Here is an 18,829-nt window from a genome sequence, read left to right on the forward strand (position 1 = left end):
GGCGGAACACGAAGGAGAAGGCAGAGCAACGTGGCGAGGGACTACTACGGGATCCTCGGGGTGGCCAAGAACGCGAGCGATCAGGAGATCAAGCGCGCGTACCGCAAGCTGGCCCGTGAGCTGCACCCCGACGTGAACCCGTCGGAGGACGCCCAGCACCGCTTCGGCGAGGTGACCACCGCGTACGAGGTGCTCTCCGATCCGCAGAAGCGCAAGATCGTCGACCTCGGCGGCGACCCGATGGACGGGGGCGGCCGCGGCGGAGGCGGCGGCGACCCGTTCGCGGGCTTCGGCGGGCTCGGCGACATCATGGACGCCTTCTTCGGCGCCGCGGGCGGAGGCGGCGGACGGGGCCGCGGGCCGCGCAGCCGCGTGCAGCCCGGCTCCGACGCGCTGATCCGGCTCGGCCTCACCCTCGAGGAGTGCGCGACCGGCGTCGACCGCGAGATCACCGTCGACACCGCGATCGTCTGCGACCTGTGCCGCGGCGCGGGCACCGCCGAGGGCACCAGCACCAAGACCTGCGACACCTGCGGCGGGGCCGGCGAGGTCCAGTCCGTGCAGCGGTCGTTCCTCGGCCAGGTCGTCACCGCGCGCCCGTGCCCGGTGTGCCGTGGCTTCGGCGAGGTCATCCCCGACCCGTGCCGCCAGTGCGGCGGCGACGGCCGGATCCGGTCGCGGCGCGGCGTCACCGCGAAGATCCCGCCCGGCGTCGGCGACGGCATGCGGATCCGGCTGTCCGGCCAGGGCGAGGTCGGCCCCGGCGGCGGCCCGGCGGGCGACCTCTACGTCGAGATCGACGAGGCCCCGCACGAGGTGTTCGTCCGCGAGGGCAACGACCTGCACTGCAACTTCCGCATCCCGATGACCACCGCGGCGCTCGGCGCGACGGTCCCGATCGCCACCCTGGTCGACGGCGACTACGAACTCGACATCGAGCCCGGCACCCAGCCCAACACCGAACTGGTGCTCACCGGCAAGGGCATGCCGCGGCTGCGCTCGTCCGGCCGCGTCGACGGCCGCGGCGACCTGCACGTGCACATCGACGTCGTGGTGCCCACCAAACTCGACGAGGCCCAGCGCGACCTCCTCGTCGACCTGGCCCAGCAGCGCGGCGAAGAGGTCCCGACGCTCGCCGCCAACGGCAGCAAGCACGGCGGCCTGTTCTCCAAGCTCCGCGCGAAGAACCGCTGACTGTGCCGGACACCACACTGCCGGTCTTCCTCGCCCCGGCGGTGCCCGCCGAAGGACGGGCGCTGCTCGACGGCGAGGAAGCCCGGCACGCGGCCACCGTGCGTCGGCTGCGCGTGGGGGAGCAGCTCGTGCTCTCCGACGGCGCCGGCGCGATGGCCCGCTGCGCGGTGGACGCCGTCGAAGCGGGCCGGGCGGCCTCGGTCACGCTCACCGTTCTCGAGCGCTGGCAAGAAGAACCGCCCGCGCTGCGCGTCCACGTCGCCCAGGCCCTCGCCAAGGGCGACCGCGGGGAATTGGCCGTCGAACTGGCCACCGAAGCCGGCGCGGACGCGATCGTGCCCTGGCGCGCCGCCCGCAGCGTCGCCCGCTGGGACGACGGACCCCGCGGCGAGAAAGCCCTCGCCCGCTGGCGCGCCACGGCCCGCTCAGCCGCGAAACAAGCCCGCCGCGCCCACGTTCCCGCCGTCGCGGAGCCAGTCGGCACCCGCGAGCTCGCGCAGCTGGCCGCGACGATGTCCGCGACGCTCGTCCTCGAATCCGGCGTCACCAGCAAACTCACCGACCTCGACCTCCCCGACGGCGGCGACCTCCTCCTCGTCGTCGGCCCCGAAGGCGGCATCACCGACGACGAACTCGCCGCCCTCGAACAAGCCGGAGCCACCACGGTCCGCCTCGGCCCGACCGTCCTCCGCACCTCCACCGCGGCCGCCGTCGCACTGGGCGCACTCGGCGTCCTCACCGGCCGCTGGCACTGACCGCCCGGCACCCGCGAAACCCGGCAGAACCCCTAAACATCCGCACCAGGTGATGGCGCGCCGCAGCCCCGCCAGCTACTCTGCTTCGCAAGCGTGGGAACACGAGGGTTTCAGCCCGCCCCGAGGCGGGCATTACCCTTGAGTACGCGAACCCATACCCCGCCGGGCACCTCCCCCCTCGGTCCGGCGGAGCCGCGGCGGCGGTGGAGCGACCCCCAGGCTCCACCGCGCCGCGGCGTCTTCGAATCGCTGGCGCGATTCTTCGCCGCCGCTGGTTCCGCCATTACTCCCGGGGGGCCGAGCCCCCCGGACCCCCACGGTGCAGTGGTTGCGTGTCGTGCGTTCGTCGCCTTGGCGAGTGGGGGTTTGTAGGGTGTCGCGTATGAGCGATGCGGCGGAGACGTTGTTCGAGCGGATTATTGCTGGGGAGATTCCGGCGGACGTCGTGTATCAGGACGACGCCACGTTTGCGTTTCGGGACATCAATCCGCAGGCGCGGGTGCATGTGCTCGTGGTGCCTCGGAAGCGGTATCGGAACGTCGGGGAGTTGGCGGAGGCGGATCCGGAGTTGCTGTCCCAGGTGTTGTTGACGGCGCGGAAGGTTGCGGAGATCGAGGGGATCTCTGGCAGCGGGTATCGGGTGGTTTTCAACACTGATGCCGATGCCGGGCAGACGGTGTTTCATGTGCATGCCCATGTGCTCGGCGGGGAGCAGCTCGGGTTGTTCGGGAAGCCGCAGGCCGGGGTGCACTGAAACCGGGCTGCGAGCGGGTGTCGGGGACAAGTAGCATCTATGGGGTCCCTGTACGTCGACTTGCGAAGTGCGCAGAAAGCAGGACCGAGGCCACGTGGCCGGAACTGAGACGGGTGGAGCCGCCCGACCTGACAATCGGGTATCGGCCGAGGCACAGGTTCGATTCCCGATCCCGGAGGCGGCTCAGCTGAGCCTGCTGGGGTCCCGGGACGAGAACTTGCGGGTGGCCGAAGAACTGCTGGCTGCTGACGTGCACGTGCGCGGCAACGAGGTCACGCTGACCGGTGCCGCTGCTGATGTGGCGTTCGCGGAGCGGGTCTTCACCGAGCTGGTGCAGCTCGCCGGCGGCGGGCAGCAGGTCGGGCCGGACACGGTGCGGCGGACTGTGGGGATGCTGTCCAGCGGCGACGCGTCGCCCGCGGAGGTGCTGAGCCTCAACATCGTGTCGCGGCGCGGGAAGACCATCCGGCCCAAGACGCTGAACCAGAAGCGGTACGTCGACGCGATCGACAAGCACACGATCGTTTTCGGGATCGGGCCCGCCGGTACCGGCAAGACGTATCTCGCGATGGCGAAGGCAGTGCAGGCGTTGCAGGCCAAGCAGGTCACGCGGATCGTGCTGACGCGTCCGGCGGTCGAGGCCGGCGAGCGGCTCGGGTACCTGCCGGGCACCTTGAACGAGAAGATCGACCCGTATCTGCGGCCGCTTTACGATGCGCTGCACGACATGGTCGAACCGGAGTCGATTCCGCGGCTGATGCAGGCTGGGACGATCGAAATCGCACCGCTCGCATATATGAGGGGTAGAACGCTGAATGACGCGTTCATCATCCTCGACGAGGCGCAGAACACCACGCCCGAGCAGATGAAGATGTTCCTCACCCGCCTCGGGTTCGGCGCGAAGATCGTCGTCACCGGCGACATCACCCAGATCGACCTCCCCGGCGGGCAGCGCAGCGGGCTCCGCGTCGTGCGCGACATCCTCAGCGGCGTCGAGGACCTGCACTTCGCCGAGCTCACCAGCCAGGACGTCGTCCGGCACAAACTGGTCGGCGACATCGTCGACGCGTACGAGAAGTGGCAGGCCGTGCAGGACGCGCAAGAGCAGCAGGCCGGCGGCTGGAAAGGCACCCGCCGATGAGCATCGAGATCGCCAACGAATCCGGCGTCGACGTCGACGAGGCGTCCATCGTCTCCGCCGCCCGCTACACGCTGGAGAAAATGGAGGTCAGCCCGCTCGCCGAGCTGTCCATCCTGTGCGTCACCCTCGAGGTGATGGAAGACCTCCACGAACGCTGGATGGACCTGCCCGGGCCCACCGACGTCATGGCCTTCCCGATGGACGAACTCGACTCCTCGCGCCGCCCCGACGCGCCCGACTCGTCCCCGGCGCTGCTCGGCGACATCGTGCTCTGCCCGGCGTTCGCGAAAGACCAGGCGAAAACCGCGGGCCACCGGCTGATCGACGAACTGCACCTGCTCACCGTCCACGGCTGCCTGCACCTCCTCGGCTACGACCACGCCGAACCCGCCGAGGAACGCGAGATGTTCGGGCTGCAGAAGCGGATCCTCGGCGAATTCCAGGCCGCGGTCGCCGCGCACCAGGCCCGCGACGCGCAACGCGACGTCGACGACCGCGTGCTCGGCATCGCCGGGCTCGACGCGCCGCGGCCCGGGGAAACGCCCTAGGCTCCGACGATGGGAAACCCCCCGGCACAGGTGGTCATCGCGGTGACGCTGGTGCTGCTCGCGGGCGTGTTCGCCGCCGCGGACGCCGCGGTCGGCACGGTGTCGCAAGCCCGGGTCGACGGCCTCGTCCGCAACGGCCGCGTCGGAGCCCGCCAGCTCGCCGCGGTCGTCGCCGAACGCCGCAGGCACATCAACCTGCTGCTCCTGCTCCGGCTGGCCTGCGAACTCACCGCCACGGTGCTGGTCACCGTGTCCTTCGTCGCCTGGTTCGACCGGCTGTGGCTCGCCATCCTGGTGTCCGCGGTCGTCATGGTCGTGGTCAGCTACGTCCTCATCGGCGTCGGCCCGCGCACCATCGGCCGCCAGCACCCGTACCGCGTCGGCACGATCGTCGCCGGGCCGGTCCGCGCCCTCGGCACGGTTCTCGGCCCGCTGTCGCGGCTGCTGATCGTGCTCGGCAACGCGATCACCCCCGGCCGCGGCTTCCGCGAAGGCCCGTTCACCTCCGAGGTCGAACTGCGCGAACTCGTCGACCTCGCCCAGGAACGCGGCGTCGTCGAGGACTCCGAACGCGAGATGATCCACTCGGTGTTCGAACTCGGCGACACCGTCGCCCGCGAGGTCATGGTGCCGCGCACCGAGATCGTGTGGATCGAACGCACCAAAACCGTGCGCCAGGCCCTCGCGCTCGCGCTGCGCACCGGCTTCACCCGGGTCCCGGTGATCGACGATTCGGTGGACGACATCGTCGGCGTGGTCAACATCAAAGACCTCATGCCCGAGTACATGGGCCCGGACGGGCCGAGCACGGTCGTCGGCGCGGTGATGAACCCGGCGAGCTTCGTGCCCGACTCCAAACGGCTCGACGAGCTGCTCAAGGAAATGCAGCGCACGCACAACCACATGGCGATCGCGGTGGACGAGTACGGCGGCACCGCCGGCCTGCTCACCATCGAGGACATCCTCGAGGAGATCGTCGGCGAGATCACCGACGAATCCGACGCCGACGAACGCCCCGAGGTCGAGGAGCTCGAGGACGGTTCGGTCCGCGTGTCGTCCCGGCTCGGCGTCGACGACCTCGGCGAACTGTTCGGCATCGACCTCGAAGACCACGACGTGGAGACCGTGGGCGGGCTGCTTGCCGAGCGACTGGGTAGGGTCCCGCTGCCGGGTGCCGAAGCCGAGGTCGCCGGTCTTCGGCTGTTCGCCGAAGGGGGCAAGGACCGCCGCGGCCGGATGCGCATCACCTCCGTGGTCGTCCGGCCGTCGTCGGCGCGCCCGCGCACCCGCCCGCCCCAGCCCGAAGAGCACGACAGGAGAGTCGAACATGCCTGACCTCGACGCCGAGGACCAGAAGCTGGTCACGCTGGCCCGTTCGGCCCGCGCCCGCAACGGCGCGGACGAAGGCGCCGCGGTCCGCGACACCGACGGCCGCACCTACGCCGCGACCACGGTCGACCAGCCGTCGTTCAAGCTCACCGCCGTGCAGGCCGCCGTCGCCGCCGCGCTGTCCAGCGGAGCCGAAGGCCTCGAAGCCGCCGCCGTGGTCACCGCGGACGCGCTGGTCGCCGAGGCGTCCGTGCACGCGGTCCGCGACGTGACCAAGACCGCGCCGATCATCTTCGCCGACCCGTCCGGCGCCGTGGTCGAGGTGCTGCAGTCGTGACCGAACCGCACCGCTCCGGTTTCGCCTGCTTCGTCGGCCGCCCCAACGCGGGCAAATCGACGCTCACGAACGCGCTCGTCGGCACGAAGGTCGCGATCACCTCCAGCAAACCGCAGACCACCCGGCACGCCATCCGCGGCATCGTCCACCGCGACGACGCGCAGCTGGTGATCATCGACACCCCGGGCCTGCACCGTCCGCGCACTCTGCTCGGCCAGCGGCTCAACGACATCGTGCACGAGACCTGGTCCGAAGTGGACGTCGTCGGGTTCTGCGTGCCCGCCAACGAAAAAGTCGGCCCCGGCGACCGGTTCATCGCCGCCGAGCTGAAGAAGATCGCCCGGCGCACCCCGGTGATCGGCATCGTCACCAAGACCGACCTCGTGAAGCCGGAGCAGGTCGCCGAGCAGCTGGTCGCGCTGCAAGAGGTGATGGAGTTCGCCGACCTCGTGCCGGTGTCCGCCGTGGACGGTTTCCAGGTGCAGACGGTCGCCGACCTGCTGGTGCAGCGGCTGCCCGAAGGCCCGCAGCTGTACCCGGGCGGCGAGCTCACCGACGAGCCCGAGCAGACGCTCGTCGCCGAGCTGATCCGCGAAGCCGCGCTCGAAGGCGTCCGCGACGAACTGCCGCACTCCATCGCGGTGACCGTCGAGGAAATGCTGCCGCGCGAGGACCGCGACGACCTCATCGACATCCACGCGCTGCTGTACGTGGAACGCCCCAGCCAGAAGGGGATCATCCTCGGGCACAAGGGCGAACGGCTGCGCGAGGTCGGCGCGACCGCGCGCAAGCACATCGAGCGGCTGCTGGGCACGAAGGTGTACCTCGACCTGCACATCAAGGTCGCCAAGGATTGGCAGCGGGACCCGAAGCAGCTCCGCAGGCTGGGTTTCTGACCGGTTGTGGCCGTGCCCGGCGGCGCGGGCGGGTAACGTCGAGCCGAACCGCATCCGATTTGTCCAGGGGGACCGCATGACCGGCCCGTATCCGCCGCAGGGCCCGTACCCGCCGTCGTACGGTTACCCGCCGCAGTATCCGCCGCCGCCGGACAGCAACCTGGTGTGGGCGATCCTGGCGACGGTGTTCTGCTGTCTCCCGCTGGGGATCGTCGCGATCGTCAAGGCCAGCCAGGTGAACACCTTGTGGTACCAGGGATACGCGGCCGAAGCGCACCGCGCGGCGGACGAGGCGCGCAAGTGGGCGATGTGGTCGGCGCTCAGCATCGCCATCCTGATCGGGCTGTACGTGCTCGTCGCGATCATCGTGCTGGCGGTCGCCGGGAACGTGCTCTGGTGGCATTGAGCACCGTCTACACCGGACAGCCGGCGCGCGGAACCCGTGCGGTGGCAAGGGCTCTCGCGGGCCCGGCGGCCGCGGCGGGCGGCATCGGCCTCGCCTGCGTCGCGGTGTGGTTCGGCGATCCGACCACGCCCGGCGGCCCGCTTCCGGTGTGCCCGACCAAGCTGCTTTTCGGGATCGACTGCCCCGGCTGCGGCGGGCTCCGGATGGCCTACAGCGTGCTGCACGGCGATTTTTCCGCGGCACTGCACTACAACGCGGTAGCGCTGGTGTTCGCCGCGCTCTTCGCGTGGAGCGGTCTCGCCTGGACGATGGGACGGCTGCGCGGCCGGACGATGCGGTCCTGGCTGCACTGGCGCTGGACGCCGCACGTCGTCGCGGTCGTGTTCGTCCTGTGGTTCGTGGCGCGCAACGTTCCGTTCTCGCCGTTCACCGGCCTGTACGTCTGAGTTAGCCCCGTTTTCACTGTGCCTGGAACGGCTCCGGCGGCAGTGCCGTCTCACGCGTCACCCGATGCGGACACCTGCTCGGCCCGGCCTCGCCAGACGAGGTACGCTCCCGCGCACTGACGTGTCCACAGCGGACGCGGCCAGGCCCAGCTTGCAGCAACGAGGGGGACACTCGATGACCTATCCCTACGGCCAGCCCGGCGGCCCGCCTCAAGGCGGACCGCCGTTCGGCGCGCCGCCGGGACAGCAGGCGCCGGGCTACCCCCAGCCCGCGGGGTTCGGCCAGCCGTACGGCCGGGTCTACGCGGACTGGGGCCAGCGCGCCGGCGCCTATCTCATCGACTTCGCCCCGCTTCTCGGCGGGGTGCTGATCGCCCTGCTCGTGTCGCTGTTCTCCGGCGTCGGGGGCACGATCGTCTACCTCCTCGCGATTCTCGGCAGTCTCGCCTGGACGGTCTTCAACCGCTGGATCAACGGTGGCAACACCGGCCAGTCGCTGGGGAAGCGGATCGTCGGGATCACACTCGTCAGCGAGGCCACCGGCGAACCGATCGGGGCCGGGATGGCGTTCGTCCGCGACCTCGCGCACGCGCTGGACAGCATGGCGTTCGCGCTCGGCTACCTGTGGCCGCTGTGGGACGACAAGGCGCAGACGTTCTCGGACAAGATCCTCAGCACCGTGGTGCTGCCCGCCGGTTCCGAGCCTTCGGGCGCGGCTGGTTTCGGGCAGGGCGGTTTCGGGCAGCCGGGCGGGTTTTCCGGCCAGCCCGGCGGTTTTCCCGGTCAGCCGGGTCAGCCCGGCGGGTTCGGCCAGCCCGGCGGTTTTCCCGGTCAGCCGGGAGGTTTCCCGGGTACCGCGCCGCAGCCTGGTTTCGGGCAGCCCGCCTCGGGCGGCTTCCCCGCGCAGCCGGCGCCGAACGCCGGTTTTCCCGCCGCACCGCCCGGATTCGGGGCTCCGCAGCCGGGATTCGGCCAGCCGCCGGTCCCGGGAACCCCGCCGCAGCAAGGATTCGGCCAGCCGCAGCCCGCGTTCGGGCAGCCGGGCCAGCCGCAGCCGGGATTCGGGCAGCCGTCCGCGCCGGGCACCGCGGGAGCGCCGCCACAGCCAGGCCCCACGCCGTTCGACCAGCCCGAGCCGACCCAGGTCGTGCGCCCGCCCGCGCCCCAGCAACCACAGTCCGACGCGTTCGGCGCTGCTGAACGCACCCAGGTCGTGCATCCGGCAGGCGAGCCGGAAGCGACGCAGATGATCAAGCCGGAATCGCCGAAGCCCGGTCCGGCCCAGTCCTGATCCGCACCGGATCACGGTAAGTACGAGGAACTCGGGGGAACCCAGATGACCAATCCCTACGGCCAGCCCCAGCAGCCCTACGGCGGCCAGCCGCAGCAGCCCTACGGCCAGCAGCCGTACCCGCAGTCCGGTGCGACGCCGGCGCAGCCGTACCCGCAGCAGCCCTACGGCCAGCCCGCGCAGTACGGCCAGCCCGCTTTCGGCGGCGCGCCCGGCGGCGACCTGAGCGCCATCAAGGACTACAAGGGCTGGGCGATCGGCTGCATCTTCCTGATGTGGATCCTCGCGATCTTCGCGATCATGAAGTCGAACGAAGTCCAGTCGTACAAGATGCAGGGCAACTACGCGATGGCCCAGCAGGCGTCGCAGACGACGAAGACCCTGTGCCTCATCGCCACCATCATCGGGGCGCTCGCCTGGGTCGTCGCGATCATCATGATCATCGTCGGCCTCGTGGCCGCGTCCGAGGTGCACAGCTACTACTGCACCGGCAGCTACTGCTGAACCAGGGTGTCCCGCCCCGGCGTCGCCCCCGAAGTGGGACGATGTCGGGGTGGTGAACCTCTACCGCGACACCGGGGTGGTGCTGCGCACGCACAAGCTGGGCGAGGCCGACCGGATCGTCACCCTGCTCACGAGGCGGCACGGCAAGGTCCGGGCCGTCGCGAAGGGCGTGCGGCGCACGTCGTCGCGGTTCGGGGCGCGGCTGGAGCCGTTCGGGCACGTGGACGTGCAGTTCTATCCCGGCCGGTCGCTCGACGTCATCACCCAGGTCGAGACCGTCGACGCGTTCGCGCTGCCGCTGGTGGCCGACTACCAGCGCTACACCGCGGCGTCGGCGATCGCGGAAACCGCGGACCGGCTCTCGGCCGAAGAGGGCGAACCGGTCATGAAGCTGTACCTGCTGGTCGTGGGCGCGTTGCGGGCGCTGGCCGGCGGGCAGCGGGACGCGTCGCTGGTGCTCGACGCGTTCTTCCTCCGCGCCATGGCCTACGCGGGCTGGGCCCCGGCCATCACCGAATGCGCCCGCTGCGGCCTGCCCGGCCCGCACGCCGCGTTCAACGTCGCCGCGGGCGGCTCGATGTGCCCGGACTGCCGGATCGCCGGTTCGGTGCATCCCGCGCCCGAGGTGCTGACCCTGCTGGACGCGCTGCTGCAGGGGGAGTGGGCGGTCGCGGAATCGTCGCCGGGGATCACCCGCCGGGACGCGTCCGGCCTGGTCGCGGCGCATCTGCAGTGGCATCTGGAACGGCAGCTGCGGTCGCTCCCGCTCGTGGAGCGGCGTGCCCGGGAGGCCGCCGGGCCGGGCCCAGTAGGGTCGGCCGGGTAGGAAATCCATTCTTCAGGAGGCCGGGAGTGCTGCGCAGGGGACGGGAGACCCGCTCGGCGGGGTACGAGCTGCGGGCTCCGGATCCGCATCCCTCGGGCGCGAAGCCGCCGGAGATCCCGGCGGACCGGGTGCCGAAGCACGTCGCGCTCGTCATGGACGGCAACGGCCGCTGGGCCAACCAGCGCGGCCTGCCGCGGATCGAGGGCCACAAACGCGGCGAGGCCGTGATGATCGACGTCGCGAGCGGCGCGGTCGAACTCGGCGTGAAGTGGCTTTCGGTGTACGCCTTCTCGACGGAAAACTGGAAGCGCAGCCCCGAGGAAGTCCGGTTCCTGATGGGCTTCAACCGCGACACCATCCGCCGCCAGGTCGACTACCTCGGCTCGATCGGCGTGCGCATCCGGTGGGCGGGGCGGCGGCCGAAGCTGTGGGCGAGCGTGATCAAGGAACTGCAGGTCGCCGAAGAGAAGACCAAGAACAACACCAAGCTCAACATGACCATGTGCGTCAACTACGGCGGCCGGGCCGAACTGGGCGACGCGATGCGCCGGATCGGCCAGGACGTCGCGGCGGGCAAGATCAACCCGGACAAGATCGACGAGCGCACCATCGGGAAGTACCTGTACCAGCCGGAAATGCCGGACGTGGACCTGTTCCTCCGGCCGTCGGGGGAGCAGCGGACGTCGAACTTCCTGCTGTGGCAGTCGGCGTACGCGGAGATGGTCTACCAGGACACGCTGTTCCCGGACTTCGACCGGACCCACCTGTGGCAGGCGTGCCTCGACTTCGCGAAACGCGACCGCCGGTTCGGCGGCGCGGTGGACCAGGCAGGGAGCACGAAATGAGCACCGCGGAAGCCGCCGAGACCGGCGCACTGCTCACCCGGGCGCGCGAAGCACTGGAACGGTACCTAGAGGTCCACGTCGACGACGACGGCGCGATCACGTTCTCCCACGCGGACGTCCCGTGCGTCATCCAAGCCACCCGCCTCGCCGACGGCCTCACGGTGCTCAGCCTGACCTGCGTAGTGGCCTGGGACCTGCCCGACGACCCAGCGCTGGCGGTCGCAGTCGCCGAACGGGCCGGACAGGGTCTGTTCGGGACCTTGGGCGTCGGCCACACGGAGCGCGGGGTGGACGTGACGCTGCGGTATGCGTTCCCGGCGGAGGGGATGGATCCTTCGCCGCTGGGGACGTTGCTGATGCTGGTGGTTTCGACTGCTTCGCAGCTGCGGACGGAGTTGCCTGGGGTGGAGGCCTGAGCCAGGTTTCGGCTGGGCTTGCGGTTTTCGCTTCGTTGCTGTGGCCTCGGTCTACGAGGTCTGGTGGCGGGTTCGCTGTCTGATTGGCTTGGCGCTCCCGTGTGTGTCGTTGAGGCCTGAGCTCTTGGCGAAATTTCCTTGGCCAGACCGTGTTTCGCGCCCTGCCTCGCCCGGACGGAACTCGCTGGTGCCTCGCCCGCACGTGCTTCTGCTGCATCACGGATCTCCTTAGCCGGGCCGAACTTCGCACTTTGACCAGTTCGCCGCTGGCAGGTGCCCTGCTTGGCTTCCGCGTTCGCGGCCACTCCGCTATCCGTCTGGGCTAGGGTCGCGCGCTGGGCTGGAGTTCTGCCGTCTGTTCGGTGTGCGGCTTCGCTGCTCTTCTGTGCAGGCTGCTGCGCCACTCGTCCAGGCTTGGATTGCGCTGCGTGCGAGCAATGCCGTTTGCGCAGTGTGCCGCTTCGCCGCCACGCTCGTCCGTCCTGGCTGCTGCGCTACTCGTCTTTGGCGTGGTCTGTGCGCTGGGTGCGGAGCCTTGCCCCTTGCTCGGTGTGGCCGTTCACCGACAAGCACTTCGGTTCACGCAGTTCCGCCATGGGGTCGCGCGCTTGACTGCACCTCTGTCGCCTGTCCGGTGTTCGGCTTCGCTGCCAAGCTTTCCTGCCCAGGCCACTCCGCTACTCGTCCCGGCTTGGGCTGCGTGCGGAGCCCCGCCACCCGCCCGATGCGCCGCTTTGCTGCCAAGCCCTTCCGTCCAAGCCGCCCACCACCCTCCCCGAACCCGCTTCCTCCCAGCACCGCCCGATGCGCCGCTCGCCGCCAAGCCCTTCCGTCCAAGCCCCCCGCCCCGACCCCGCGCTCTCTCGCATCGCCCGCCCGTTTCCGCCTCTTCCTCCCTCCCAATCGGGTGACATTCACGCAAAACCGGCTCGAGGGGTCCCCTCGCACCACCGGCGGCTGGGGTTCTGTCGGACCCGGCTGGCATCATCGCCTTCGTGGAAACCCTTTCCAACAACGACGCCGAGGAACGCCCTCGCACGCGGCGCTTCCGGATCAGCTCCATCGAGATCCTGTGCGCCGTCCTGCTGGTCGCGGTCCTGGCGCAAAGCAAGCTCCAAGACCTCTTCGACGTGCCCGCCCTGCGCACCGGATCCACCGTCTTCGTCGCGGTGTGCGTGCAGGCGCTGCCGTTCCTCGTGCTCGGCGTGCTGATCAGCGGCGCGATCGCCGCCTTCGTGCCCGCCCGCGCGCTGGAACGGGTGCTGCCGAAGAAAGCGTCGGCGGCGGTCGGCGTCGCCGGGCTGGCCGGAGTCGCGTTGCCCGGCTGCGAATGCGCGTCGGTTCCCGTCGCGCGCCGGTTGATCGGCCAAGGAGTCGCACCCGCCGCCGCGCTCACCTTCCTGCTCGCCGCGCCCGCGGTGAACCCCGTCGTGCTGGTGGCCACCGCGGTTGCGTTCCCCGGCCGTCCGGAAATGGTGTTCGCGCGGTTCGCCGGCTCGCTCGCCACCGCGATGGTGATGGGCTGGATCTGGGCCCGCTGGGGCAAGCTCTCCTGGATCACCGAACGGGCGCTGCGCCGCTTGCCCGATGTCGAACCGGGACAGCGATGGCGCGTATTCGCCGAAACCGCCCGCACCGATCTCGTGGAAGCAGGCGGATTTCTCGTCCTCGGCGCGCTGATTTCCGCCTCGCTCAACGTTCTCGTGCCCGCGAAGTGGTTTGAAGTGCTGTCCGGGCAGATCATCGTCGGCGTCGTGGTGATGGCAGTTCTGGCCGTGGTCCTGGCATTGTGCAGCGAGGCCGACGCGTTCGTCGCCGCCTCGCTCACCGCCGTGCCGTTGCTGCCGAAGCTGGTGTTCCTGGTGGTCGGCCCGGCCATCGACGTCAAGCTTTTCGCTTTGCAGACCGGCACTTTCGGCCGTTCCTTCGCCGCGCGGTTCGCCCCGGTCACCTTCGTGGTGGCGATCGCGTGCGGGACCGTCGCGGGCGTGATCTTCCTCGGAGGCGTCCAATGAGGCGCGAAACGCAGAACGTCCTGCTGATCCTCCTGGGCGGCGCCTTGGTGAAAATCGCGCTCAACGGCGACTACTTGCGCTACGTAAAACCAGCCCAGCAACCATGGATCATCGCCGGCGGAGCAGTGATGCTCGTGCTGGGCGCGACAGCCATCATCCGCGACATCGCAGCCGCACGCGCCGCGGCGAAAGCAGCGAACGAATCCGAAGCAGACACCGAACATCCAGACGCGCACGGCCACCACCATCACCCCGCGCGCTCAGCCTGGCTGCTCGTCGTCCCGGTACTGGCGGTGTTCCTCGTCGCCCCGCCCGCACTCGGCGCGGATTCGGTCACCCGCACCGAAGCACGCCTTCCCGCCAGCGCCGCGACCACCTCGGCAGCCGCGTTCCCGCCGCTCCCCGCCGGAGCAGTGGTGCCGATGGCGATGAACGAGGTCGTCACGCGCGCAGGCTGGGACGCCAACGGCACCATGAACGGACGCACCGTCGAGATCTCCGGCTTCGTCGTGCACACCGGAGGCCAAACCCTGTTGGCCCGCTTGGTAATCAGCTGCTGCGCAGCCGACGCGGCCCCCGTCACCGTGCACCTCAAAGGCGGCGGCGCCGACCGCTTCCCGAGCGACACCTGGCTGCGCGTCGCGGGCCAGATCGTCCCGGGCACCGCGACCCAGGCCAACGGCTACACGCCGGACCTGGTCCCGGTGACAGTCGAACGGATCACCGCGCCGAAGGATCCGTATGAATACTGAGAGGACCAACGCCGCCGACACGCCCGCCGCACCCGCCTCGGAACGCGGACCGCCGCCTCGGCCCGCCCGGTGCACCTGAGTTTCTTCGGCTGATCCCCGGAGCGTCCTGCTCGTGCGCTGTTTCAAGCCCGCCGCTTGACCAGCTCTCGAACGGACCCCGTCCACGGTCGGCCCGAGTTCCTCAGAGTTGCGAAACCCCGCGGCCCGACGGCCTCGCAGCGGCTCCGCTTGCCGGAAGCCTGCTCCGACCCCTGGACGCCCGCGTCTCCGCCCAGCCCGGAGCGATTCCGCCGCCGGACACCGGTCGGGTCGCCTGCCCGACGGGCCTGGCCGACGAGGGCTACGACGCGAACGTGGGTCACGTGCGGACGAGCCCCGACGCCGATAAGGGCCGAGACGCGAGCGTGGGCCACGCTGCAGACGAGGGCTGTGATGCCGACGAGGGCCGCGACGCGAGCGTAGGTCACGACACGGACGACGCCCGCGGTGCCGACAAGGGCCGTGACGCGGACGAAGGTCACGACACGGACGACGCCCGCGGTGCCGACGAGGGCCGTGACGCGGACGAAGGTCAGCTCGCGTGCTCGGCGCAGGTGCCGGTGATCTCCACGGTGTGGCTGATGTCGGTGAACCCGTGGTCCGCGGCGATCTTCTCCGCCCAGCGCTCCACCGCGGGACCCTCGACCTCAACCGTGCGCCCGCACACCCGGCACACCAGGTGATGGTGGTGGTGCGACGAGCACCGACGGTAGATGGCCTCGCCGGAGTCGGTGCGCAGCACGTCGATCTCGCCCGCCTCGGAGAGCGACTGCAGCGTCCGGTAGACGGTGGTCAGGCCGATGCCGTCGCCGCGCTTGCGGAGTTCGTCGTGGAGCTCCTGGGCCGAGCGGAAGTCGTCGACGGTGCTCAGCAGGTCGACCACCGCCGCACGCTGCTTCGTGGAGCGCCGGCCGGGCACCGGGACCGGTTTGGGGGCCGAGGACATCGTCACTTCCCTTCCTGCACGTGGGCGACCGCGTCGACGACGATGTGCGCCAAGTGGTCGTCCACCAGCCGGTAGACGACCTCGCGGCCGCGCCGCTCGCCCTGGACCACGCCCGCGGTCTTGAGAACGCGGAGGTGCTGGCTGATCAACGGCTGGGCGACGTCGAGTTCGTCCACGAGCTCGTGCACGCACCGGTCCGCCTCCCGCAACTGCAGCACGATAGCGATCCGCACCGGAGCGGCGAGCGCCCGGAGCAGTTCGCCGGCGTCGGCGAGCACGCCGGGAGGCATGACCGCAGGCCCGGAACTGGCGGGCCGCCCCGCCGAGCCGCCTGCGTCGACGGGATGCGGCGGGTCCGCGGGCAGTTCTGCCTGACCGCCGGCAGCCGCCTCATCCGCGGCCGCTGAAGTCGCGGTGTGCTCGGTTGCGGTCGGGGCCGGAGCGGCAGGACTGTCTGCTCCGGTCTGGTCTGCGGCGGCGGAGGTGCGCTCAGCGGAAGTCGGGGTGTTCTCGGTTGCGGTCGGAGCCGGAACGGCAGAACCGCCTGCCTCGATGTGGTCTGCGGCAGCGTTCTTCACTGAGGCCTCGGCGTTCCTGGTCGTTGTCGGTCCCGGGGTGTCCGAGTCGGCCGCAGCCGGGCTGTGGTGTTCTGCGAATGCCTCGGTCGTGGCGGAGTGCGGAGCTGCGGCGGTCGTCTCGTCCGCGGCTGAGTGGGCTGCTGAGGCCTCGCCGCCGCCGGTCGATGCCGATACCGGGGCGGCTGAGTCCGCGGCAGACGCTTCTGCCGCACCGGAGTGGTTCACGGCCGAGGTCGCCGCAGCCGGACCTGCGGCACCCGAGCTCGCCGCCGCCGAGCCTGCGGCAATCGAACCTGCGGCAACCGAACCCGCCGTAGCCGGAGACCCGGCCCCCATACCGTCGGACAGGGCGCTCGAAGGTGCCGACGTCATCGCTGCCTCCACTCGCGTCCCGCGTCCGCTCCGTCTCGCCGCGTCCCAGGGCCAGCGCCGACCAGGGGACGGCGTTTCCGAAGCCGGATGTCATTGCCGATAACCTTCGCCGCCATCGTAGTGTTCCCTTCCCCGGGCGCGGTGATCGCCGGGGCCCGGGCGACCGGCGTTCCGGATTGACCCGATCGGGTGAGTTCGTGAAGATGTGGCTTGTCGGCTTCGCAAGTCGTGACGAACGGTGCAAGGTTGTCTCGGGGGCGATTCGTCGCGTCTCGTACAGTGGCGCATCGCTCGGGGTTGCCGGAGGGCAGTGGGGAGACATGACTCGTTTCGTGACGAAGGCCGCGGTGGCGGCCCTGGTGGCACTGCCGGCGCTGGCCCCGGCCGCCGCGGCGCAGACCCAGGCCGGGCAGGCCGTCGACGAGAAGACCGGTCCGGTGTCGTTCGCCAACGTGGCGTCCGTGCGCCTGGGCGGCGACCCGCAGCACGGCGGCGCGCTGATCACCGAGACCCAGCGGTCCCCGCTCACCCCGGGCCAGTCGCAGCTCGGCACGGACCGCGTGGCGGTGCCGAAGAACGACGGCGAGCGCAATACCTTCGGCCCGAACTACGAGATCGACCTCGGCAAGTACGCGGACAGCTCGGTCAGCCCGTACCCGCAGGGCATCGCGAGCCGCGACCACCAGGTCGTCGCCGCGCTGCAGACCACGCACGTGCCCACCGCCGTCGCGGAGACCAACTACGCGCTGCGCGACAACGGCCGCAAGCAGCTCAAGGCGGTCGGCAACACGATGCTGGTCCTCGAGGGCGCGCGCAGCTCGGTCGACTGCTCCGGCCCCGGCAAGGTCACCGGCACCACGACCGCCGCCCGCGTCTGGGTGCGCGGCGAGGACGACGTGCTGAAGCAGGTCGCGATGCCCGCTACCGGGACGCTCAGCGTCACCGGCCTCAAAATGGGCTCGCCCACCCCGGTGGCGCAGAGCGACCCCGGCAAGACCACCTCGGACCTCGTCGTGTCCCGCGTTTCCGCGTTCGACCAGCTGATCAAGCAGGACGGCTGGCGCTCCGGCGACGTCACCGCGCAGGCGGGCTGGCGCGTCGAGATCACCACGCACGCGCGCGACGCCAAGAACACCAAGCTCAGCGACGTGCAGACCACCATGGTGCTCGGCGGCGTCAGCTGCTCGATCCCGAAGAACTTCGTCCCCGCGGCCGGCAACGGCTCGGGCAGCGGCGGCACCGTGCAGCAGCCGACCGTGCCCACCGAGGTCCCGGCCGGCTACCTCGGCCCTCAGGCCGCCGCGCCGTCCGACGACCTGCGCCTGCCGGTCGGCTTCGGCCTCCTCGGCGGCGGGCTGCTCTTCGGAGCCGCCGCGATCGTGCTCGGCCGGCGCCGCGCGGCGCGGGTCGTCCGCTCCCGCGGCGAATAGGGCCGTGCCGCGCACCGTGCTCACGGTCGCGTCGGCGGTGATCGCCGTCCTGGCGATCGCGGCCGGCGTGATCGTCCTGACCTGGGTGCCCGCGCCGAGCCCGGTCGCCGTCGCCGACCCGCCGCCCGGATCGCTGCCGGGCGAGGACGGCGCGCCCGCCGAACTGCCCGCGGACGGCCAGGCGATCGGCCTGCAACGCCCCGGCAGCATCCGGCTGCCCGACGGCTCCGAGGCCCGGCTGAAGCGCACCGAGATCACCCAGAAAGGCATCCTGCCGATCCCGCGCGGCCTCGGCGACGCCGCGTGGTGGGGCGCCCGCCTCGGCGCGCAGCAGGGCGCGGCGGTGCTGTCCGGGCACGTCAACTGGGCCGGTACGAAGGGTCCCTTCGACGACCTGTGGCGCGTCCGCACCGGCGACAACGTCAGCATCGTCGACGCGTCCGGCGGCCGCTGGCTCTACCGCGTCACCGGCGCGACCACGATCCCGAAAGAACAGCTGCCCGCGCAGGCCCCCGGCTGGTTCGCCCAGACCGGCCCGCACCGGCTGGTCCTGGTCACCTGCGGCGGCGACTACGTCGGCGGCACCGAGGGCTACGACGAGAACCGGATCGTCACGGCGGACCTGGTTTCCCGGCCGGACTGATCCGCCAGACCTGCGGGACCGCGCCGCCAGACCTGCGGGACCGGCTGGCTGAGCTTCAGCGACCCCGCCCCGTCCAGCACGCCACGACTGCGCCGCCACCGCGCCGCCAGACCGCGGGACCGGCTGGCCGAGCTTCAGCGACCCCGGTCCGCCCCTCCCAGCACGCCGACTGCGCCGCCACCGCCCCGCCACGCACGCCGCGACCGCGCCGCGACTGCGCCGCCACGCACGCCGCGACCGCCCCGCGTGACGGGTCCCCTCATCCACGACCGCCCGCGAGTACCAAGATCGCGAACACATCCGCCGTCCCAGCGAAAGTCCGTGCAACCTCATCCCCGCCCCACCGCATGTCTCCCCGGAGAAACC

At 70.9% G+C, this 18,829-nt stretch carries 21 protein-coding genes; 19 read left to right on the forward strand and 2 right to left on the reverse strand.

Annotated elements, in window-relative coordinates:
• Positions 1-30: 30 nt before the first annotated feature.
• From dnaJ to EIZ45_RS35280, 17 genes are all read left to right on the forward strand, one after another.
• Positions 31-1,194 (forward strand): molecular chaperone DnaJ, encoded by a 1,164-nt coding sequence (gene dnaJ, locus EIZ45_RS35200; RefSeq protein WP_037813614.1) that lies wholly within the window; start codon positions 31-33, stop codon positions 1,192-1,194.
• 2 nt (positions 1,195-1,196) lie between these two features.
• A complete protein-coding gene (locus EIZ45_RS35205; RefSeq protein ID WP_037813609.1) occupies positions 1,197-1,949 on the forward strand; it encodes a 16S rRNA (uracil(1498)-N(3))-methyltransferase in 753 nt (250 codons plus the stop codon).
• 382 nt (positions 1,950-2,331) lie between these two features.
• On the forward strand, positions 2,332-2,703 hold the full coding sequence (locus EIZ45_RS35210; protein WP_134663006.1) for a histidine triad nucleotide-binding protein: 372 nt from the start codon (positions 2,332-2,334) through the stop codon (positions 2,701-2,703).
• Between the two features lie 94 nt (positions 2,704-2,797).
• A complete protein-coding gene (locus EIZ45_RS35215) occupies positions 2,798-3,844 on the forward strand; it encodes a PhoH family protein (protein ID WP_134663005.1) in 1,047 nt (348 codons plus the stop codon).
• The gene (gene ybeY / locus EIZ45_RS35220; RefSeq protein ID WP_043837412.1) at positions 3,841-4,392 is read left to right on the forward strand and encodes an rRNA maturation RNase YbeY; all 552 of its coding nucleotides are present in this window, start codon (positions 3,841-3,843) and stop codon (positions 4,390-4,392) included. Before EIZ45_RS35215 ends, ybeY begins: the two co-directional genes overlap by 4 nt.
• A gap of 9 nt (positions 4,393-4,401) precedes the next feature.
• The gene (locus EIZ45_RS35225) at positions 4,402-5,727 is read left to right on the forward strand and encodes a hemolysin family protein (protein WP_037813598.1); all 1,326 of its coding nucleotides are present in this window, start codon (positions 4,402-4,404) and stop codon (positions 5,725-5,727) included.
• Positions 5,720-6,058, forward strand: coding sequence for a hypothetical protein (locus tag EIZ45_RS35230; RefSeq protein WP_043837413.1), 339 nt, complete (start codon positions 5,720-5,722; stop codon positions 6,056-6,058). Before EIZ45_RS35225 ends, EIZ45_RS35230 begins: the two co-directional genes overlap by 8 nt.
• The gene (gene era, locus EIZ45_RS35235; RefSeq protein ID WP_037813591.1) at positions 6,055-6,954 is read left to right on the forward strand and encodes a GTPase Era; all 900 of its coding nucleotides are present in this window, start codon (positions 6,055-6,057) and stop codon (positions 6,952-6,954) included. Before EIZ45_RS35230 ends, era begins: the two co-directional genes overlap by 4 nt.
• Before the next feature lie 76 nt (positions 6,955-7,030).
• A complete protein-coding gene (locus EIZ45_RS35240) occupies positions 7,031-7,360 on the forward strand; it encodes a CD225/dispanin family protein (RefSeq protein WP_043837415.1) in 330 nt (109 codons plus the stop codon).
• Entirely contained in the window at positions 7,351-7,806 is a 456-nt protein-coding gene (locus tag EIZ45_RS35245) for a DUF2752 domain-containing protein (RefSeq protein ID WP_162473062.1), read from the forward strand. Before EIZ45_RS35240 ends, EIZ45_RS35245 begins: the two co-directional genes overlap by 10 nt.
• Positions 7,807-7,981: 175 nt before the next feature.
• On the forward strand, positions 7,982-9,097 hold the full coding sequence (locus EIZ45_RS35250; RefSeq protein WP_167756651.1) for an RDD family protein: 1,116 nt from the start codon (positions 7,982-7,984) through the stop codon (positions 9,095-9,097).
• Between the two features lie 45 nt (positions 9,098-9,142).
• Entirely contained in the window at positions 9,143-9,601 is a 459-nt protein-coding gene (locus EIZ45_RS35255) for a CD225/dispanin family protein (RefSeq protein WP_134663003.1), read from the forward strand.
• A gap of 49 nt (positions 9,602-9,650) precedes the next feature.
• Entirely contained in the window at positions 9,651-10,427 is a 777-nt protein-coding gene (recO, locus tag EIZ45_RS35260; RefSeq protein WP_037813585.1) for a DNA repair protein RecO, read from the forward strand.
• A gap of 26 nt (positions 10,428-10,453) precedes the next feature.
• A complete protein-coding gene (locus EIZ45_RS35265) occupies positions 10,454-11,272 on the forward strand; it encodes an isoprenyl transferase (RefSeq protein WP_134736098.1) in 819 nt (272 codons plus the stop codon).
• Complete coding sequence (locus EIZ45_RS35270; protein ID WP_037813576.1) at positions 11,269-11,688, forward strand: YbjN domain-containing protein; 420 nt, start codon at positions 11,269-11,271, stop codon at positions 11,686-11,688. The genes EIZ45_RS35265 and EIZ45_RS35270 overlap by 4 nt, the downstream gene beginning before the upstream one ends.
• 995 nt (positions 11,689-12,683) lie before the next feature.
• Positions 12,684-13,703, forward strand: coding sequence for a permease (locus EIZ45_RS35275; RefSeq protein WP_167756652.1), 1,020 nt, complete (start codon positions 12,684-12,686; stop codon positions 13,701-13,703).
• On the forward strand, positions 13,700-14,455 hold the full coding sequence (locus tag EIZ45_RS35280; protein WP_037813572.1) for a TIGR03943 family protein: 756 nt from the start codon (positions 13,700-13,702) through the stop codon (positions 14,453-14,455). The genes EIZ45_RS35275 and EIZ45_RS35280 overlap by 4 nt, the downstream gene beginning before the upstream one ends.
• Positions 14,456-15,026: 571 nt before the next feature.
• Here EIZ45_RS35280 and EIZ45_RS35285 read toward each other — a convergent pair.
• A complete protein-coding gene (locus tag EIZ45_RS35285) occupies positions 15,027-15,440 on the reverse strand; it encodes a Fur family transcriptional regulator (RefSeq protein WP_162473063.1) in 414 nt (137 codons plus the stop codon).
• A 2-nt stretch (positions 15,441-15,442) separates the two neighbouring features.
• The gene (locus EIZ45_RS35290) at positions 15,443-15,805 is read right to left on the reverse strand and encodes a helix-turn-helix transcriptional regulator (RefSeq protein ID WP_037814175.1); all 363 of its coding nucleotides are present in this window, start codon (positions 15,803-15,805) and stop codon (positions 15,443-15,445) included.
• Between the two features lie 905 nt (positions 15,806-16,710).
• On the opposite strand from EIZ45_RS35290, the gene EIZ45_RS35295 reads away from it, so the two are divergent.
• Both EIZ45_RS35295 and EIZ45_RS35300 read left to right on the forward strand, forming a co-directional pair.
• Entirely contained in the window at positions 16,711-17,820 is a 1,110-nt protein-coding gene (locus tag EIZ45_RS35295; protein WP_134663001.1) for a hypothetical protein, read from the forward strand.
• Between the two features lie 4 nt (positions 17,821-17,824).
• Positions 17,825-18,463, forward strand: coding sequence for a class F sortase (locus EIZ45_RS35300; RefSeq protein WP_043837428.1), 639 nt, complete (start codon positions 17,825-17,827; stop codon positions 18,461-18,463).
• Positions 18,464-18,829 lie beyond the last annotated feature (366 nt).

It is taken from the genome of Amycolatopsis sp. CFH S0740, from assembly GCF_004522315.1.
Lineage (GTDB): Bacteria > Actinomycetota > Actinomycetes > Mycobacteriales > Pseudonocardiaceae > Amycolatopsis > Amycolatopsis nivea.